The organism is Proteobacteria bacterium CG1_02_64_396, assembly GCA_001872725.1.
Classification (GTDB): Bacteria; Pseudomonadota; MNWR01; order CG1-02-64-396; family CG1-02-64-396; genus CG1-02-64-396.
The window spans coordinates 80,909-97,965 of sequence record MNWR01000081.1; the positions used below are offsets into that span (position 1 = coordinate 80,909).

19 protein-coding genes are annotated in these 17,057 nt (G+C 62.3%); 10 read left to right on the forward strand and 9 right to left on the reverse strand.

Annotation, left to right across the window (positions count from 1 at the left end; genetic code table 11):
- Positions 1–49 precede the first annotated feature (49 nt).
- From AUJ55_09800 to AUJ55_09810, 3 genes are all read left to right on the forward strand, one after another.
- Positions 50–634 (forward strand): hypothetical protein, encoded by a 585-nt coding sequence (locus tag AUJ55_09800; GenBank protein OIO55939.1) that lies wholly within the window; start codon positions 50–52, stop codon positions 632–634.
- A complete protein-coding gene (locus AUJ55_09805) occupies positions 618–1,151 on the forward strand; it encodes a hypothetical protein (protein ID OIO55940.1) in 534 nt (177 codons plus the stop codon). Before AUJ55_09800 ends, AUJ55_09805 begins: the two co-directional genes overlap by 17 nt.
- Before the next feature lie 75 nt (positions 1,152–1,226).
- Positions 1,227–2,669, forward strand: coding sequence for a hypothetical protein (locus tag AUJ55_09810; protein OIO55941.1), 1,443 nt, complete (start codon positions 1,227–1,229; stop codon positions 2,667–2,669).
- A 52-nt stretch (positions 2,670–2,721) separates the two neighbouring features.
- Here the strand turns inward: AUJ55_09810 and AUJ55_09815 are convergent, their stop codons facing one another.
- Positions 2,722–3,654, reverse strand: a complete 933-nt coding sequence (locus AUJ55_09815; GenBank protein OIO55942.1) for a bile acid:sodium symporter — start codon at positions 3,652–3,654, stop codon at positions 2,722–2,724.
- A 74-nt stretch (positions 3,655–3,728) separates the two neighbouring features.
- On the opposite strand from AUJ55_09815, the gene AUJ55_09820 reads away from it, so the two are divergent.
- Genes AUJ55_09820 through AUJ55_09830 form a run of 3 tightly spaced genes read left to right on the forward strand, consistent with a single transcriptional unit; the run spans position 3,729 to position 5,037 of the window.
- A complete protein-coding gene (locus AUJ55_09820; GenBank protein ID OIO55943.1) occupies positions 3,729–4,229 on the forward strand; it encodes a hypothetical protein in 501 nt (166 codons plus the stop codon).
- Positions 4,226–4,558, forward strand: coding sequence for a hypothetical protein (locus tag AUJ55_09825; GenBank protein ID OIO55944.1), 333 nt, complete (start codon positions 4,226–4,228; stop codon positions 4,556–4,558). The genes AUJ55_09820 and AUJ55_09825 overlap by 4 nt, the downstream gene beginning before the upstream one ends.
- On the forward strand, positions 4,555–5,037 hold the full coding sequence (locus tag AUJ55_09830; GenBank protein ID OIO55945.1) for a hypothetical protein: 483 nt from the start codon (positions 4,555–4,557) through the stop codon (positions 5,035–5,037). The genes AUJ55_09825 and AUJ55_09830 overlap by 4 nt, the downstream gene beginning before the upstream one ends.
- Here the strand turns inward: AUJ55_09830 and AUJ55_09835 are convergent.
- The 8 genes from AUJ55_09835 to AUJ55_09870 form a co-directional block, all read right to left on the reverse strand.
- Positions 5,034–5,345 (reverse strand): hypothetical protein, encoded by a 312-nt coding sequence (locus tag AUJ55_09835; protein OIO55946.1) that lies wholly within the window; start codon positions 5,343–5,345, stop codon positions 5,034–5,036. The two genes, AUJ55_09830 and AUJ55_09835, sit on opposite strands and share 4 nt — an antisense overlap.
- Positions 5,345–6,214: an aldose epimerase gene (locus AUJ55_09840; protein ID OIO55947.1), complete on the reverse strand. Its 870-nt coding sequence runs from the start codon at positions 6,212–6,214 to the stop codon at positions 5,345–5,347. Before AUJ55_09840 ends, AUJ55_09835 begins: the two co-directional genes overlap by 1 nt.
- A 46-nt stretch (positions 6,215–6,260) precedes the next feature.
- Entirely contained in the window at positions 6,261–6,953 is a 693-nt protein-coding gene (locus AUJ55_09845; GenBank protein OIO55948.1) for a hypothetical protein, read from the reverse strand.
- A gap of 161 nt (positions 6,954–7,114) precedes the next feature.
- Positions 7,115–7,585: a BadM/Rrf2 family transcriptional regulator gene (locus AUJ55_09850; protein OIO55966.1), complete on the reverse strand. Its 471-nt coding sequence runs from the start codon at positions 7,583–7,585 to the stop codon at positions 7,115–7,117.
- A 107-nt stretch (positions 7,586–7,692) separates the two neighbouring features.
- A complete protein-coding gene (locus tag AUJ55_09855) occupies positions 7,693–8,664 on the reverse strand; it encodes a hypothetical protein (GenBank protein ID OIO55949.1) in 972 nt (323 codons plus the stop codon).
- 88 nt (positions 8,665–8,752) lie between these two features.
- A complete protein-coding gene (locus AUJ55_09860; GenBank protein ID OIO55950.1) occupies positions 8,753–9,118 on the reverse strand; it encodes a group 1 truncated hemoglobin in 366 nt (121 codons plus the stop codon).
- Between the two features lie 326 nt (positions 9,119–9,444).
- Positions 9,445–10,227, reverse strand: coding sequence for a hypothetical protein (locus AUJ55_09865; GenBank protein ID OIO55951.1), 783 nt, complete (start codon positions 10,225–10,227; stop codon positions 9,445–9,447).
- A gap of 72 nt (positions 10,228–10,299) precedes the next feature.
- Positions 10,300–11,952: a 2-isopropylmalate synthase gene (locus AUJ55_09870; protein ID OIO55952.1), complete on the reverse strand. Its 1,653-nt coding sequence runs from the start codon at positions 11,950–11,952 to the stop codon at positions 10,300–10,302.
- 655 nt (positions 11,953–12,607) lie between these two features.
- Here AUJ55_09870 and AUJ55_09875 point away from each other — a divergent pair.
- The 4 genes from AUJ55_09875 to AUJ55_09890 all read left to right on the forward strand — a co-directional run bounded on the left by AUJ55_09875 (position 12,608) and on the right by AUJ55_09890 (position 16,760).
- The gene (locus tag AUJ55_09875) at positions 12,608–13,423 is read left to right on the forward strand and encodes a hypothetical protein (protein ID OIO55953.1); all 816 of its coding nucleotides are present in this window, start codon (positions 12,608–12,610) and stop codon (positions 13,421–13,423) included.
- 125 nt (positions 13,424–13,548) lie between these two features.
- A complete protein-coding gene (locus tag AUJ55_09880; protein OIO55954.1) occupies positions 13,549–14,643 on the forward strand; it encodes a hypothetical protein in 1,095 nt (364 codons plus the stop codon).
- The gene (locus AUJ55_09885) at positions 14,640–16,289 is read left to right on the forward strand and encodes a hypothetical protein (protein ID OIO55955.1); all 1,650 of its coding nucleotides are present in this window, start codon (positions 14,640–14,642) and stop codon (positions 16,287–16,289) included. Before AUJ55_09880 ends, AUJ55_09885 begins: the two co-directional genes overlap by 4 nt.
- 36 nt (positions 16,290–16,325) lie before the next feature.
- On the forward strand, positions 16,326–16,760 hold the full coding sequence (locus AUJ55_09890) for a hypothetical protein (GenBank protein OIO55956.1): 435 nt from the start codon (positions 16,326–16,328) through the stop codon (positions 16,758–16,760).
- Positions 16,761–17,057: the final 297 nt, after the last annotated feature.

Genomic DNA, 17,057 nt, shown 5'->3' on the forward strand with positions numbered 1-17,057 from the left:
GCAAGGGCGTGTATGCGCCTCAATCCACTGATCGAGGTGGGAGGGAAGAATGTCTGAATCACGTTTGATGTGCCGCGAGGATCTCGTTGCCGCCTGGGTCGATGGCGAGCTTGATCCCTTTGAGCTACGGGGCTTTCTGGAACACATCGAGGATTGTGCCCATTGCTGTGAGGCGATGGTCGAACAGCAGCAGGTTCGCGATCTCTTCCACCATCGCGCCGAGCAGGATCTGCCGGGCGGTATGCTGTCTTCCCGCCAATTTGTGGCGAGCGTCATGGGGGAGCTGCATCAAGCCGAAGAGGAACTCGAACTGAATGTTGTGGGAGAGCCCTCCACCCGCCAGGCGATGCGTCGCATGTGGACAGTCGCCGCCTCCCTGGTTGTCGTCGCCTCCGGGGTTTGGATGTGGCAGGGGCCTCAAGAAGAAACAGTCGCCAAACGCATCACCAACCAACCCTCTGCCACCCAGATGGCCCAGCAGCCCGCCCCCAGCCTGCAGCAAGATGTTCGCCCCGCCGCTTTCACCCAGCACGAACAAGATTCTCAGAACGATCCGCTCCATCGCATCACCCCCACCACCAGCCAGCGTGCCCCCGTTGTTTTCGAATCGATTCCCAATGCAGCCGGTCGCTGAACACAGGGCAGGATCCAGCGAAGTCGGGGTGGTTGTTGCGTTGGACGGCGACCATGCCCTGGTGGAGACCCGGCGCACCAGTAGTTGTGGTGGCTGCGCCGGTTCCTCGGCCTGCAGCAGCCTGAGTGGCCCCAAGGGGCAACGGGCGGTCACCATCCGGGCGCTTAACCTCACCAAGGCCAGGGTCGGCGAGCACGTCCAGGTGGTGTTGCCCGAGGGGGTAGTGTTCCAAGCCGCCTTGCGGGTGTATGGCTTTCCGGTGTTGGCCCTGATTCTGGGGGCGGCTGCGGGGGATGCCCTGGGTGGATTGTACGGCGCCTCAACCGCCAATCTGGTGGCGCTGCTGGGGGGGCTGACCGCCCTGATCGGCGGTTTTTTGATGGCGCGGCGTTGGGATCGTCAGGCCGCCCTCGACCCGCGCTATACCCCGGTCATCCGGCAAACGGTTCCCTACCAACCTTTGAATGGGGGCGAGCCCGCCATCGGCGGCATTCCGGTTTCGGCAAAATCCTCGTAAACCGATGAACGGTTTGTTCGTTCAAGCCCGTGATACCTTCCCTTCCATTCGTTCTTCCTTTCCAAGGAGCATGACGTGTCTGAGCATGATCGCTTGGCCGGTTGCCCACGCCCGTTTCGGGGGCTGATCGCCGCCCTGATCCTGGGGCTCGCCCCGCTGATTTCCTCCCCCGCCTTGGCCGATCCCGGTCGTCTCAACCTGCCCGACTTCTCGGGTTTTGTTGAAGAGGTTCGTCCGGCGGTGGTCAACATCCGCACCACCAGCACCGTCACCCGCAACATGCCACAGTTTCCCTTCGGCGATTTCTTCGCCCCCTTCTTGCAGCAGCGGCCCGGCACCCCCCGTCCGGCGCCGAAAACCTACAAAAGCCAAAGTTTGGGGACCGGTTTCATCATCTCCAGCGATGGTTACATCGTGACCAACAACCATGTGATCGATGATGCCGACGAGATCGTGGTCCGTTTGGCCGATGATCGGGAGTTTCCCGCCAAGGTGATCGGCCACGACGAGAAAACCGACGTGGCGCTGATTAAGGTCGAGGCGAGCGGATTGCCCCAGGCTACATTGGGCGATTCCGACAAGGTCAAGGTGGGGCAGTGGTGCCTGGCCATCGGCAACCCCTTCGGTTTTTCGTTCACCGTGACCGCCGGGATCGTCTCGGCGGTGGGGCGCGACATCGGTGAGGGGCCTTACGACAACTTCATTCAGACCGACGCGGCCATCAATCCCGGCAACTCGGGCGGCCCCCTGTTCGATACCGATGGCCGGGTGATCGGTATGAACACCGCCATCTATTCCCGTAGCGGCGGCTATCAGGGGATTGGATTTGCCATCCCGGTCAACATGGTCACCGAGGTGATCGACCAACTGCGCGATCACGGCAGCGTGGTGCGCGGTTACCTGGGGGTGAACATCCAGGAGGTGACCAAAGAGATGGCCGAGGCGATGGAGTTGCCCAGCGCCGAGGGGGCCCTGGTCGCCCAGGTGATGGAGGGGACCCCCGCCGCCAAGGCTGGGATTAAGGCGGGCGACGTGGTGGTGAGCTTCGAGGGCCATCCCATTAAGAGAAGCCGCGATCTGCCCCGGTTGGTGGCGACGGCCAGTCCCGGCAGCAAGTCGACCCTTGAGGTTATCCGCGACGGCAAGCGGGTGAAGTTGAAGATTGAGATCGGCACCCTACCCGAGGAGATGGCCCAATCGGGTGGTGGTGGGGGACATAGCGGCGATTCGGATCGCTTTGGTCTGCGGGTCGCTCCCATCACGACCGATCTGATGACCCAGTTTCATCTGCCCGCCGATGCCAAGGAGGGGGTACTGGTGGTTGATGTCAGCGACGGCAGCCCCGCCGCCGATGCCGGTCTTCAGCCGGGCGACCGGATTCTCAAGGTCGGCCCGAGCGCGATCGCCTCGGTGAAGGATTTGGTCAAGGTGCTCGCTGGGGCGGCCAGCGGCAAGGTGCTGCTACTGCGGGTGGCACGGGGTGAAAACAAACTCTTCCTGCCGGTGCGGGCGCCGTAACAGGGGATGGTTGAGCAAGTTAAAAAGGGCGGATCTTCGGATCCGCCCTTTTTTATGCCTCCGTGGGCCTGTGACTGCGCAGATAGGCCGAGGCCCCCGCCGCCGTAAGGATGCACCACACCGCGAACAAGGCGCCGGGCAGGGCGGTCTCGGGCTCGAAATGTTTCAAGGCCAGCGCCACCCCGAGCCCGGCGTTTTGCATCCCGATCTCGATGCTCAGGGTCATGCGGTAGGCCCGATCGAACTTGGCCATCCCCCCCGCCAGCCATCCCAAGCCGTAGCCCAGGGCGTTGACCGCCACCACCAGGACCAGGGTCAGCCCCCCGACATCGGCCAGTCGCGTGGCGTTGGCCGCCACCGCGTAGCCGCAGATCACGACGATGGCGATGGCCGCAATACCCGGCGCCCCCTGTTCGAAGTGGGGGCGCAGGTTGGGCAGCCAGCGCCCCAACCCCATTCCGACCAGCAGCGGCAAGAGCACCGTCCAGACAATCGTTTCGACCATCGGCCAGAAGGGGATGGGCAAAATCGCCCCCCCGAGCACCTCGACCAACCAGGGGGTGAGCAGCGGCGAGAGCAGGGTCGCCACCGTGGTCATGGCAATCGAGTAGGCGACCGCCCCCCCCGCCAGATAAACCAACACGTTGCTGGCCATCGCTCCCGGCGCGCAGCCGACGATAACGAACCCCAGCGCCAGAGCGGGCGAAAGCCCCGCCGCCAGGGCAATGCTCGCCCCCCCCAACCCCAGCAGCGGCATCACCCCGTATTGGGTCGCCACCCCCAGCGCAATCGACCCAGGCCGTTTGGCCGCCGCCTTGGCCTCCTCGGGGTGGAGGACCAAACCCAGGGCGAACATGGTGGCGGCAAACAGGGGTAAAAAGGCCTCTTTGAAGATCAAAAAGGCGGGGGGATAAAGAAAGGCGGCCAGGGCGGCCAATCCGGTGAGCAGGGCCAAATGCCGGGCGGCGAGGGGGAGCAATCCCATGGTTTTCCTCTTGGTTGCAAGGGGGGAGGGGGGCAGTATAGCCGGGCTTCCGACCTCAAACCGCCGAGAATCCCATGCACACCGCCCTCGATTACATCGCCCGCTTGCACCTGGAGCCCCATCCCGAAGGGGGGTGGTACCGGGAAAGCTACCGCAGCGACGGCTCGATACCCCACACCGCCTTGCCCGAGCGATATCAAGGCCCCCGCCCCTGGTCGACCCTGATCTACTTTTTGTTGGAGGGGCATCGGGTCTCTCGCCTGCACCGCATCCACTCCGACGAGTTGTGGCATTTCTATGCGGGCAGCCCGTTGACCGTGCACATCATCGACAGCAATGGGGAATACCGACCGATGCGACTTGGGGGGGCGGGTCATCCCGATCCCTTCCACGGGGTGGTTTCGGCGGGGGCTTGGTTCGGTGCCACCTGCGACGATCCCGAGGGGTTCAGCTTGGTGGGATGTACCGTGGCGCCGGGATTTCACTTCGACGATTTCGAATTGGGGAGGCGGAGCGATCTGCTGGCCTGTTTTCCCCAACATTGCGACCTCATCGAACGGTTGACCCCGCCATGAGCAACCTGCTGCACGATCTCCCCGATGCCCGACAGGAGGAGATATTCGAGCCGTTGTGGCAACGCCCAGGCCTGAAGGTGGAACGGATCGTCACCCAGGGTCAGAGCTCCCCCGAGGGGTTTTGGTACCAGCAGGATTGGGAGGAATGGGTTTTGGTGGTGCAGGGGGCGGCGGAGCTGGAATTCGAGGGGGGTGATCGAGTGCAGCTTGAACGGGGCGGCTATCACCTGATCCCGGCGGGAGTCAGACATCGGGTCGCCTGGAGTGAACCCAAGCAGGTTACGGTTTGGCTGGCCATTCATGCACAGGCGGAGCAGCGGACGCTATGAAACGATATTTTTGGGCCGTGTTGGCGAACCTCTTGGGCGTGTGGGCATTGGCCGGATGCCAGGTGGCGGTGACCAATGGCAATAGCGGGGGGGGCGGTAGTCCTATCCCTTTTACCACCCTTACCACGGTTCCCACCGTAACCAACCACCGCCTGGAGGTCATCCGAGACATCACGACGTGGCAGCAACTATGGACGACCTACGCTCCGGGATTGACCCCGCCCACGGTCGATTTCACCCAACAAACGGTGATTGCCGCCTTTCGCGGCGATAGCCCCAATCCCGGTTACAACATCGTTATCGAGTCGGTGGACGATCTGGGGACAACCTCGACCGGTCGCAGCCAACTCCAGGTGACGGTTGGACTCATCCAACCGCAACAGGGGCAGGTCTATGCCCAGGTCATCACCGATCCTGCGCATGTGGTGGTCATCAACCGGGTGAGCCAAGAGGTGACCTTCGTCGAGGCGGTGCGTTAACCAGGGTGAGGAATCGGCCTGGGTAGCCGCCCCGGCTTAGAAATCCGCAGCCGTTTGTCGACCTTGTAGACCCCGAAAACCACCTCGATGGCCTGGGTGTCGACCCCGAATTCCCCCGCAAGAAACCGCACCAGATGGGCGGTTGCCCGTCCGCGGATGGGACGTTCGGCCACGAAGATCTCCAGCTGTGCCCCAATTACCTGGCCGATCCGAGTCTCTTTGGCATTGGGCCGCCCCAGAATGTTGAGGACGAGGGTTTCCCCCTCCCACCAACAAAAGGGCTCCCGTGGTCGTTTGAGATCGAGCATTAAGGGGTTACCGCTATGTGCATGATCCAGCGGCGCTCCTCGCCTGGAGCAACGAGCGCCACCCCCGGTTTATCGGCAAAGTCACCTGCAAACCCCACCGTATCGGCATGCCCCTGCCACGGCTCCAAACAGACGAAGTGCGCCCCCGGTTTGCTCCAGATCCCCAGCATGGGGAAGTCGTCGAAGGTGACCGCAACCTGCGCCCCGTTCGGGGATACCAGCGCGACCTTGCGGCTGGCGAGCTGTGTCCAGATCAGGGCGTCGTCTGCGAAGAGGTCGTCGCTCAGAGGCAGGCGGTCATCCTGCACCGGTGTGGGCAGCGCGGTGGGATTGAGCAGACCGCCGCTCAGGCGGTGGATCGGACCCGGCTCGTGTTGCCCAAAAACCACAACGTGATCGGATCGTGCTCCGCCGTCGGGCAGTGGCCAGGCAAAAGCGGGATGCCCCCCCAGCGAGACCGGCAGTGGTTCAGTGCCGGGATTGCATACCGAATAGCCCACCTGAAGCCGCCCCCCCTCAAGCCGGTAGGCGACCTCCAGCTCGAAGGCAAAGGGGTAGCGGGCGCGGGTTTCCTGTGAATCGCACAACCGCAATCGGACGAAATCGTCCCCGGTCTCCATCACCTCGAAGGTGCCGTCGCGGGCAAACCCGTGTTGTTTCATGGGGTAGGTTTGCCCGCCGTGGCGCAGCAGGTCGCCGTTCAGACGACCGACCATGGGGAAGAGATTCGGGGCGTGGCGGGGCCAGATGGCGGGGTCGGCCTGCCACAGGTATTCCCGCCCCTGGGGGTCGCGCAGCGAGGCGAGCTCGGCGCCGAAGGGGGCGATGCAGGCGGTAAAGCCGTGGGAGGTCAGTTCGATAGGGGGCATGGTCTGCTCTTGAGGGGGACGGTGGATGGGGTCTTTTTGTGCCCCCTTACTGTATCACCGGTGGTTTTGGCGGGTGGAAAAACGCGGCCCACTCACCCGCACCACCCGATTCACCGACCGCCCCCACCGCTGCGTGCCTGTGCCACCGCCTCCCGTACGATGAAATGTAAATCCTCTTTCGACACATCGACCGGTGAGCCGAGTTTACGCAGCGCAACGTCGAGGTCTTCATCGCGCACCAGGTCGGGGCGGGGGAGGGGGTGGGGCCAAGATGGGGGTGGCTGCGGTGCAGCACCCAACGGTTGAGCACCAGCCCAAGCAGGGCGAGTAACGCGACGTTGATCCCCACCGGCAGCAACAAGACATCCCAACCGATCCCATGTTCGTGTCCCGCCAGTACCGCGATCAGGGCGGCGGCCCCTCCGGGGGGATGCAGGGAGCCGGTCAGTTGCATGGCGACCATCGCCAGGCCGGTGGCGAGCGCCAGGGCAAGGGGAAGATGGGGGACATACTGGACGCAAACGATGCCGACGGCGGTGGAGATCAAGGTGCCGCCGACCACAGGCCAGGGCTGGGAAAGGGGGCTGAAGGGGATAGCGAAGATCAATAGCGCCGAGGCCCCCATCGAGGCGGTCATGATCGGGGTGACTTCGGGGGGGAGCAGCCAAAGGCAGGCCTCAGCCACCACCGCAATGGCGACCAGCGCGGCCAAAGCCGAACGGATCGCCTCCCGGTTCATCTCCCGATGGCTTCTAGGAGTCTGTCGGACTTGAGATTGTCCTACTGCGCCGGCGGGTAATCGGTCCAAATTTCCCCGGTTTTTCGTCACATAGCCACCACTATGATCCTCAAAACCGTGAAAATTTGGCCTCGATTCCCCACTCGGCTCGCTACGGACGCTCAAGTCCGACAGGCTCCTAGGGGAAAGGCCCCCAACGAGGGGGGTAGGCCGAGCAGGTGTTGGATCGAGGCCGGTTCGGTCACCACATCGGCCAGGGTGTGGCGTTCGAGCACCCCGAGGAAGGCATTTTGGGCGTCCAGGAGTACCCCCTTGAGGGTGCAATGGTGCAGCAGGGGGCAGTGGGGTTTGGCACAATCGATGGGGTCCAAGGTGACCTCGACCTGCCGCACCACCTGCCCGATGTTGATCTCTTCCGGCGCCATCCCCAGCGCGATTCCCCCCCCTTTGCCCCGTGAGGTGTTCAGGTAGCCAAGTTTGCCCAGCTGCTGGACCACCTTGATGAGGTTGTTGCGGCTGATGTCGAAGTGTTCGGCGATCTCATTGATGGTGGTCGTCGAGCCATCGGTGGGACGCAGCGCCATGTAAATCAACACACGCAGCGCGTAGTCGGTGTATCGGGTCAATTGCATGGGGTTCTCCTCGCGGGAATTGATGCATTTCACCGGCATGATATGCCCTAGCAACGATAAAGGGTCATGAACTCTTGTTCATCTCGATCCTCCGGTTCAATCGATTCTCACAGGCGCCCAAAGGCGTCGGCCAGAATGTCCTTCGAGGAGGCGCCGGCCAAAAACGTCTGTTTACGCAGCAGTTGCACCATGTCGGGTGCGCCGCACAAATAGGCCCGCCACCCCTTGAGGTTGGGAAACGCCTCTTTGATCAAGAGGTCCAGCGCCCCCTCGACCGCCCGCCCCACTTCAAGCCCCGCAACATCGAGGGCGCAGGGGTGGTAGTTGAAGTTGGGGTGCTGCGCCGCCAAGGCTTCGAGCTCTTCCATCAGGTAGAGCCCCTGGGCATCCCGCCCCCCGTGGAAGAGATGGATGATCCCACGGTGTTCCTGGCGCAGTGCCTCGCGGGCGATTCCGTAAAGCGGCGCCAACCCCGTGCCGGTGCCTGCCAGCAGCAGCGGTTGATCCTGATCCCCCGGCAGGTAGTAGCACTCCCCTTCCGGCCCTTGCAGCTCGACGTAGTCCCCCTCCCGCAATTGGTCGTGAATCCAGTTGCTCATCACCCCGCCGGGGATCCGCCCGACGTGGAGGATCAACGCCTCTTCGATCCCCGGCACGCTGGCCAGCGAATAGCTGCGTCCCAGGTTGGCGTCGCGCCACAGGTTGACGAACTGTCCCGGTTGGTAGGCAAAGGGGGATTCGGGTTGCAGCCGGATTTCGACGATGCGCTCGGTGAGCGCCCGTTGGCCGGTGACCACGGCGGGGATGCGGGTCTGGGTGGTGGAGGGGAGCGCGACCGTCAGTTCGCCGGTGGGGTAGCAACTACAGGCCAGCAGGTAGCCCTGTTCCCGCTTGGCGGGGGAAAGGGTCCGCTGCGCCGCCTCGGGGATCGCGCCCTCGACCCCCTTCATCAGGCAGGTTTGGCAGACGCCGGAACGGCAGCCGTGGGGAATGGTGTGCCCTTGGGCAAGCAGGCCGTCGAGAAGGGAGATGCCTTCGGGAAGATCGACGCTGTCGCCATCAAAATGGATCTTGGGCATGGGGGCTCCGGAAGATCGATCTTGGGTTGAAATAAAAACGGCGCGGGAGTTGCCCCTCCGCGCCGCTTCGTGGTGCCACAAACCAGCCTTAGCGGCTCAGGACATCGTCCCGGACCGATTCGGCGATGGCGGCGACCTGAGCGATGTCCTCATCGGGCACGCCCAGCTCTTTTAAGGTGCCGCCCAGGTGCTCGATCACGACATCGACGTGGAGGTCGTTCATGCCCTGCTCCACCAGGTGAGCGTGACCCTCACGCATGTCCTTGCCGGTGTAATTGTTGGGGCCGCCGAAGACCATGGTCAAAAACGCCTTCTGCTTAGCCGCTTGGCGATCCATGTCGACCGAATCGAAGAAGCGGGCGACCCGGTCGTCGGCCAGCATCTTGCGGTAGAAAATGTCGACTGCGGCATTCACAGCCGCTTCACCACCAAGGCGTTCGTACAAAGTGGACATGGGGTTTCCTCCAGTTGGAAAAAGGATTGAGGTGCAACGTGGGGAGAGCCTAAAAGAAGTTTGTTTGAGGATGCAACTTAAATTTCAGCATTAGAACTCTTGAATATCTGAGTGGGTCGCGGGCGCCTCAACGTTCGTCAGCTGGAACGTCGCGGCAGAGGTATTGGGGTGGGGGGAAGCAGGTTCAGGCCACATGTAGGGGGCCGGTTTGAAGGGCTCATACAGGGGACATATCCAAGCATCTCCATCTCGAACGCCCCCTTTCCACCGCAAACCGACGCCCCTACAAAAACCTGGGGGGCCTCCCCGCCCCTTCGGCAACCTCCTCACCCCACCCGCGCCAGCGCCTCCAGGCGGCACATCGCCACCGTGATGATCCCCTGTTCGTCGGCGGGAAAGTCGCGGCAGTAGTGATCGATCACCCCTCCCACAAAATCCTCCACCTGCCCGGTGGGGATCCGCGAGACCCAGGGGAGCCAGGTGGTGCGGATCCACCCGGCAAGTCCGGCGCGGTCGTGGCGCATCGCTTTGGGCACAAGCGCAACCGATTCAGGAATCCAGCCGCACTGTTCCAACAAAGCGCGGTAGGGCCCGGCCTCGGGAAAGGTGTAGGCGAACGAGAAATCGTCGAAATAGCCGCGCCAGCGCGGCGCACGCCGCTTCGCCTCGATGGCCTGCACCATCGCCGCCGCATTGCCGTGCCCCCCGAACGAAAAGAGCAGGCGTCCCCCGGGTGCCATGCGGGGATGCAAGGCGGTGAGCATCGCCCGGTGGTCGGGGACCCAGTGCAAGGCTGCGTTCGAAAAGGCCCAATCGAAGGGGCCGGGGGTCGGCAAGATCTGGGCGTCCCCCTGGATGAAGCTCAGATTGGGGGCGGTGTGGCTGGCGCGGGCGAGCGCCACCATGGCGGGGGAGGCGTCCATCCCCACGACCACCCCTTGCGGGACTTGGGCGGCGAGCTGGGCGGTGATGGCGCCGTTGCCGCAGCCGATGTCGAGGATGCGCTCGTCCCCCCGAAGGGCGAGGCGTGGCAACACCGAGGCGGCCCACCCGGCTTGGGCGGTGGCGTTGGCGGCGTAGTCTTGGGCGTTCCAGTTGAAGGTCGTCATGGTGATTTTCTCTGGGTGTTTATAGGTCTTATAGGTTCTATAAGTCTTGTAGGTCCTAAGTTTTTTAAAGCTTCAAGCGCCGATGCCGCGCAAGGTCGCCTGCAAGGTCGCCGCCACCGGATCGCGCCCCAGCGCCACCCCATAGCGGGTGTGCTCGCCCAGCCGCACCGCCACATAAACCGCCGCCTGGGCGTCGGTTCGGGTTGGATGGTCGAAGGCGTGCTGGGCGTAGTCGGCGATTTCGACCGCCATCCCCAAGCCCCCGTGCAGCGCCGCCGTAAAGGCCTCCAGCGGCCCCGCCCCTTCGCCGGTGCAGGTGAGGGTGAGTCCGTCCCGCTCGATGGTGGCGCTGATGCGGCCGTGGTCGAAGTGGTGGTCGAGCAGCTGCCAGCCCATCACGCTCAAGTAGTGATCCCGAAACAGATCCCCCAACCGCTGAGGGTCGATCTCTCCTCCGTGCCGGTCGGCCTGCCCCTGCACGATGGCCGAAAAATCGACCTGCAACCCCCTGGGCAGTTGAAAGCCATGCACCGTCTCCATGACATGGGCGATCCCCCCCTTGCCCGACTGGCCGTTGATCCGGACCAGATCCTCGAACCCCCTTCCGACATCGCGGGGATCAAGGGGCAAGTAGGGAACCTCCCAGGCTTCACCATCCCGCCGCGCCGCCAGCCCTTTGCGAATGGCATCCTGATGCGAGCCCGAAAAGGCGGTGAAGACCAAGCCTCCCGCATAGGGGTGGCGGGGGTGGACCTGCATCCCGGTGCACCCCTCGTAGGTGCGGGCGACCGCGTCGATGGCCGAGAAATCGAGCCCGGTGTCGATCCCCTGGGTGTGCAGGTTCATGGCCAGCGTGACCAAGTCGAGGTTGCCGGTCCGCTCCCCGTTGCCGAAGAGGGTCCCCTCGACCCGATGGGCCCCCGCCAAGAGTCCCAACTCCGCCGCCGCCGCTGCCCCCCCGCGATCGTTGTGGGGGTGCAGGCTGACGCTAACTCCCCGCTCAGGGGTCAGTCCGTGGTCGGAAAGACGGCGCACCATCCACTCGATGCGGTCGGCGAAGCGGTGGGGGGGCTCGACCTCGACGGTGGCGGGCAGATTGAGGATGCAGGGGCGCTCTCGGCTCGGCTGCCACGCCGCCATCACCGCCTGGCTGATCGCCAAGGCGAATTCAGGCTCGGTGGCGGTGAAGCTCTCGGGTGAATACTCGAAAACCCACCGGGTTTCGGGCTGAGCGGCAGCACATTCGGCCACCACCTGCGCCGCCTCCACCGCCAAGTCGATCACCTGACCCTGGGATTTACCAAAGACCACCCGCCGCTGCACCGGCGAGGTCGAGTTGTAGAGGTGCACAATCGCCCGAGGCGCCCCCTTGAGGGCGGCAAAGGTGCAGCGGATGTGGGGTTCCCGGGCCGGGGTGAGTACCTGAATGGCGACGTCATCAGGGATCGCACCCAGCTCAATCAGGGCGCGGACGAAGTCGAATTCGACCTGGCTGGCCGAGGGGAATCCGACCTCGATTTGCTTAAAACCGATGGCGACGAGCTGCTCGAAAAGCCGTTTTTTGCGCGGAGCATCCATCGGGTCGATGAGCGCTTGGTTGCCGTCGCGCAAATCGACGGCGCACCAGACCGGGGGTTGGGTGAGGGTCGCCTCGGGCCAGGTGCGGTCGGTGAGGATCACGCCGGGGGAGGGACGGTATTTGCCGGGGATAAAAAATGAAGACATGGGATGCCTCGAATTTGAAAAAGGTGGAAGCCCCCTCCTTAAGGGGAGGAAAGGCATCGCCAGGGGACCGGGCTCCTACCGCTGAGACGAACGGTCGCAGCAGGTGTAGGAGCTCGGTCTCCGGGCGATTCGAAGGCAAGGTCCACCGTGATGATCGGCCTTAAGAGGGGCCAAACGCAGCGGACGAAAACGGGCCGACGAATCGTTGGAAAAGGGGATCAAGCGTGGCGTACCGCTACGGCCTCCGCCCGGCCACGCAGGGGGAAACCCCTTACGGACGGCGACCGCTGGGCAGTCGTAGGGACAGCAGTAGGGGGGGTAGAGCGGACGAATCCTGGGCGCTGCCGTAGATCGGCATTGCAGGGGTGAAGCTCAAGATGTGGAAGGAGGTGTCTTGCATGACCAGCCCCGGTGGGGATCCCCTTGTTCAGGGGTACAACGACTCAAGGACAAACCGGCCCCCTCTTCGCGGAAGGGGAAACTTCAGCGCGGCAGTAGGCCTAACAGTCGTTGGGTGGGCTGGGTGTTCATAGGGCGCGGATGGTGGGCAAAGTGGGGGGCAGGGTCAAGGGATGCTTGTTTCTCTTGCCATTGAATGGGGTAATGGCGGAGTCGATGTCGACAACCTCATGGCGAAGGAACAAGGAGCTCAATGATGTGGATCGTTCTGGTCGTGGTCGTGGTCGTGGTCGTGGTCGTGGTCGTGGTCGTGGTGCTGATCGTCGTAGCGGTGTTGGTATCGTCCAAAACCAAAGCCATCGGGGGTCAGGGTGCGCCCCCTCCCTACGAACGTAAAGATGAACCCCTGTTCACCACCGCCGAACGCTCCTTTTTGGGGGTCTTGGACGAAGTGGTGGCAGGGCGGGCCAGGGTGTTCGGCAAGATCCGTGTGGCCGACGTATTGACCACCCGCAAAGGGCTCGAACCCAAAGCCCGAACCGTCGCCTTTAATAAAATTTCGGCCAAACATTTTGACTTCGTCCTGTGCAATCCCGCCGATCTATCGATTTTGGCGGTGCTTGAACTGGACGACAGCAGTCACAAAAAGGGCAAACGTCAGGAGCGCGATGCCTTCTTGGAACAGGCCTGTGCCGCCGCCGGGTTGCCCCTGCTGCGGATGCCAGCCAAGAAGGGGTATGTGCTGGCCGAGGTGGCCGAGTGGCTGGCGCCGGTATTGCCCCTGGCGCTTTTCCCGGCTCCATCCTCCCACCCCGCGGTTGTTGCAACGGCGGCATCTTCCCCCGCCCCGAAAAACGAAGCTCCAGCGCCCGCTGTGGCGTTGTCAAAACAGGCACCTTTGCGCACGACACCCCCCGCTGAAACAGTCGCAGAAAAAATCTGCCCCAAATGCTCCTCCACCCTGGTTCAGCGGGTGGCCCGCCAAGGGGCTCACGCGGGCAAACGGTTCTGGGCTTGCAGCGGTTACCCCACGTGCAAACACATCGAGCCGGTGGCAGAGGTTGTCGTTTGAAAGGGGATTCAGCCCCCTTGTGGAGATCTCTAAGGAGACGCCGATTCAAAGCCTCCTGCCTTGAATCGGCGCTTTCTTAGAGGTTTCCTTGTTTCGAGGATGCCGACGGAAACAAAGGAGGGACGATGCTGGTTTTGCTTGCAGGCAAGGACAACGCAGTGGTGCCACTGACGCTCGAAGCGGTTCAGAGAGGGTCGCCGCTTGACGCCATCGCCAAGGATCATCGCGATCTGCTCCTGGATTTGGGGTTGGCCCCGGAGGCGTTGGACGACCCTTTGGCTGCCGACCCACCCCACTGGGAGGGCAACGTGTTCACCCATACGTGGTGGAATACCGACCCCCCCTTCGATTCGGGCAGCGTTACCGCCTTCCTCTTCGATCCCTCCCGAGCCACGACCACCCATACCTGCCTGGTGTTGGGGGGCTCGGACGAAAGCTGGGTGTTCGCCTGCGACATCCTCGACGAGAGTATGTGGCGTTTACAGGCCGCCTCGATGTTTCGGCATGCGCTCGTTTTGCTCGATCCCCAGACCTATGCGGTCCATGCGGCAACTGAGAACCCAATCTCGGGACCGAATCCGTCCGACGTTCTGCCTCCGGTGGAGGTGACGACCGGGGTGGAACGCAGCGAGCTACGGGCCGAGACGGTTTCGCAAGCGGTAGGTCCATTGGTCGTCTACCGAGTTGCCAACACCTCGATCACGCCGGAACTCAAGGGGCTTCATGAAGGGCGCGTCCAACGTCGGTTTTGGGGCGATTACGCTGCATATGCATTGGTGATGATGTTTTGGCTGGTGTTGTTTTGGGGGGGCTCCCTGTGGCAGGGCCTCATCGAATCGTTGTTTTGGGTGGCGCTGGTTTTGACGGTTGTTTTCGTCACGTTGTGGCGTGATCCCAGGTGCGATGACGTATTGGGTCAAAAGACCATTCAGTGGAGCGGCCGAGATCGGCTCATGACGTTGTCGCTCTTCGCAGTCATTGCGGCTGGAATTTGGGGGATGGAATACCTGAAGAGAATCTATGGCGTCGATATCGCTCAGTTCAGCAGAAATATAGTTCTGTCCCTCGTGACGTTGGGTGCGCTTGGGTCGTTGGTGGGGAGGTTCCGGCACAAAGCAAGGTGCAAGGTGGCCCTGGAAGAGGTTTGCTTGTGCCCATCCGAACCAACGCTGTCATCGCTTGATTCATTGGTATTTCAAGGAACAAGGACCATTTCATGACACGAGAAACTCAAAAGATCCTGAGGATTGCCCTCCCCCTGTTGTTACCCTTCATCGGCTGTCTGTATCTGCTGTTCGATGCCCAGCAGAAGCTGCAAAACTACGACTGTCACATGCCGTTGTTGGCAACCCAGCAGGGGTTCATGGTGGCCACCTGTAACGGCTTGATTGAGGCGACTCCCGCAGGCGAGATTCTGCGCTCGTCCGAATTCCCCCCTTTGCATCTCAGCCCCCAAATCTACGCTCTGGCTACATCGGGCTCCGATGACCTGCTTGTGGTCGATATGAACGGAATCGATGGCGCACGTGGCATCAACCGCTGCGATCATGCGTTGAGTCAGTGCACGGTGGTGTTGCCGCAAGAGCAGGCCGAGCTCTCCCGCCCTTACGGGATCCATGAGATCGATGGTCAGGTGTTGGTCAACGAACCCAATCGTGACCGGGTGCGACAGTTCGACGAGCACTGGCAACTGGTTTCCAGCTTGCCCCTCTCCCTGCATGAACCGTATGGGCTTGATGTTCGGCAGGGATGGCTGGTGGTGGCCGATACGGGCAACCAACGGTTGGTGTACGCCCAGAAACAAGGGCAGGGGGGGTGGATCCAAGATCGAATCGTTGATTTCGCTGCGATGGGGGAGGGGGTGGACTTCAGTCGTCCCCTCAAGGTGGCGTTCGGCCACGAGGGTGAGACCTGGGTGTTGTTGGCCGATTCGCTCGATGTGGGGCGGGCCGTTGTCAGAATCGACGCTCAGGGGCAGGTGTTGAACACCTACCTTCCCCCCGAGGATGCCGAGCTCTTCGATATCCTTGCCCTACCGGATCGGTTGATTGTCAGCGATTCGGCTTTGCACACCTTGTACGAGGTCGGCCCAAACGGGGGAATGCAGACTTTGGCCCAGGGCAGTCCTCTACAAGCGTCACTCCATGAGGTCTATGAGGAGGGGCAGCAGGTTCGGGGCCAGTTCAAGTGGGGGCTCTTCGGGGCCTGTGCCATTCTGATTGGCTATTTGTTGTTGCGGAGCTGGCAAGAGTCGCGTCAACAGGGGGGGGAACGGCCGCAATCTGCATCCCCTACCATGGTGGAGGGGATCGATCCCCACAATCCCGAGATTCGTTGGATCGACCCCGAGGGGGAGAGCAGGAACCAAATGGATCGAGCCTTGTTGCTCCTAGCGCTGCTCCCCTTACTGGGTGTCGTCATCATCGGAGTGAGGTTTTTCGGGGAGGATGTCGATCTGTGGGAGGTCCTGACCCAAGGTCCCCTCTTGCTTGTGATCCTGGGGATGGTGGTGTTGATTGGCCGCACTTGGTCAAGTCAGGTTGCCAAACGGCGGCTTGGTGTGCTGGGTGACGTCATTCTGGTGCACAAAAGCGATGGCGCGGTGGTGGCTTCTCAGGCCGATCAGGTGCGCTATGCCGCCAACGTTTTAGTCATCGGGGACGAGGTGATCCAGACGACGATGCCCCCCTTGTCGACGCAGCAGTTGATGACCCAGGTTTACCCGTTGTTGATTCGAGCCAAACCCATGGATGCGGGTGAGCTGCAAAAGCTCACGTTCAGCCAACAAACCCAGGGCATCTTGGTGGTTGGACTGCTGATCTTCCTCTTCTTCATTTGGATGACGCTTGAGCAGTTTTTCTTGTAAAAATTCAAGCATCTCAAAACGAAACAGGGGGTGGCCATGAACGTCGCACGTCGGCAACACCTCGTTACGTTGGCTTTGTTGCTGTGTTGGCTGGGAGCGCCCCCCGCCTACGCCCAACTTTACAAGTGGGTCGATGCGGGCGGCGTTACCCGTTTCGGCGATACCCCTCCTCCAGCGGGAACCTCGTTCGAGTCCCGCGCCATATCCCAAGGGTTGGTGGTCGAGATCTACACCACCGATTGGTGCCATTGGTGCAAAAAGGCCAAGGCCTTTTTTGCGGCGCAGCATGTGATCGTGCACGAGTACGACGTCGAAAAAGACCCCGCCGCCGACCGCCGCCGCATGGCCTTGATCGGCAAGCGGGAAATCCCGGTCGTGGTCATCGACGGACAGGTCCCCATCGTCGGGTTCAACGAAGAGAAGTACACCTTGGGGCTGGAGGCTTGGCGCCAGGCCCATCCCGCACGCTAAAAGCCTGATCCATCCCACAAAAAGGGGGCCAAACGGCCCCCTTTTTTTGATGCCCCAACCCTCAGCGCCGATTGATGCGGCCTGTCGTAGGAGGCGACCCCGTCGCCGAAGCTCTGTTTTTGGTCTTTGCGCAGCGTCGCCGAAAAAGGCAGGAGGCCTTGAATCAGCGCTTCCCTAGGAGTCTGTCGGGCTTGAGCGTCCGTAGCGAGCCGAGTGGGGAATCGAGGCCAAATTTTCACGGTTTTGAGGATCATAGTGGTGTCTATGTGACGAAAAACCGGGGAAATTTGGACCGAT

Bases quoted from the DNA above. Each gene is read 5' to 3' on its own strand.
- AUJ55_09815 (OIO55942.1), bottom strand. From the start codon at position 3,654: ATGGGATTGCTCCCCCTCGCCGCCCGGCATTTGGCCCTGCTCACCGGA.
- AUJ55_09870 (OIO55952.1), bottom strand. From the start codon at position 11,952: ATGTCTTCATTTTTTATCCCCGGCAAATACCGTCCCTCCCCCGGCGTG.
- AUJ55_09800 (OIO55939.1), top strand. From the start codon at position 50: ATGTCTGAATCACGTTTGATGTGCCGCGAGGATCTCGTTGCCGCCTGG.
- AUJ55_09860 (OIO55950.1), bottom strand. From the start codon at position 9,118: ATGTCCACTTTGTACGAACGCCTTGGTGGTGAAGCGGCTGTGAATGCC.
- AUJ55_09850 (OIO55966.1), bottom strand. From the start codon at position 7,585: ATGCAATTGACCCGATACACCGACTACGCGCTGCGTGTGTTGATTTAC.
- AUJ55_09875 (OIO55953.1), top strand. From the start codon at position 12,608: ATGTGGATCGTTCTGGTCGTGGTCGTGGTCGTGGTCGTGGTCGTGGTC.
- AUJ55_09840 (OIO55947.1), bottom strand. From the start codon at position 6,214: ATGCCCCCTATCGAACTGACCTCCCACGGCTTTACCGCCTGCATCGCC.
- AUJ55_09880 (OIO55954.1), top strand. From the start codon at position 13,549: ATGCTGGTTTTGCTTGCAGGCAAGGACAACGCAGTGGTGCCACTGACG.
- AUJ55_09805 (OIO55940.1), top strand. From the start codon at position 618: ATGCAGCCGGTCGCTGAACACAGGGCAGGATCCAGCGAAGTCGGGGTG.
- AUJ55_09885 (OIO55955.1), top strand. From the start codon at position 14,640: ATGACACGAGAAACTCAAAAGATCCTGAGGATTGCCCTCCCCCTGTTG.
- AUJ55_09845 (OIO55948.1), bottom strand. From the start codon at position 6,953: ATGAACCGGGAGGCGATCCGTTCGGCTTTGGCCGCGCTGGTCGCCATT.
- AUJ55_09825 (OIO55944.1), top strand. From the start codon at position 4,226: ATGAGCAACCTGCTGCACGATCTCCCCGATGCCCGACAGGAGGAGATA.
- AUJ55_09890 (OIO55956.1), top strand. From the start codon at position 16,326: ATGAACGTCGCACGTCGGCAACACCTCGTTACGTTGGCTTTGTTGCTG.
- AUJ55_09835 (OIO55946.1), bottom strand. From the start codon at position 5,345: ATGCTCGATCTCAAACGACCACGGGAGCCCTTTTGTTGGTGGGAGGGG.
- AUJ55_09830 (OIO55945.1), top strand. From the start codon at position 4,555: ATGAAACGATATTTTTGGGCCGTGTTGGCGAACCTCTTGGGCGTGTGG.
- AUJ55_09820 (OIO55943.1), top strand. From the start codon at position 3,729: ATGCACACCGCCCTCGATTACATCGCCCGCTTGCACCTGGAGCCCCAT.
- AUJ55_09865 (OIO55951.1), bottom strand. From the start codon at position 10,227: ATGACGACCTTCAACTGGAACGCCCAAGACTACGCCGCCAACGCCACC.
- AUJ55_09855 (OIO55949.1), bottom strand. From the start codon at position 8,664: ATGCCCAAGATCCATTTTGATGGCGACAGCGTCGATCTTCCCGAAGGC.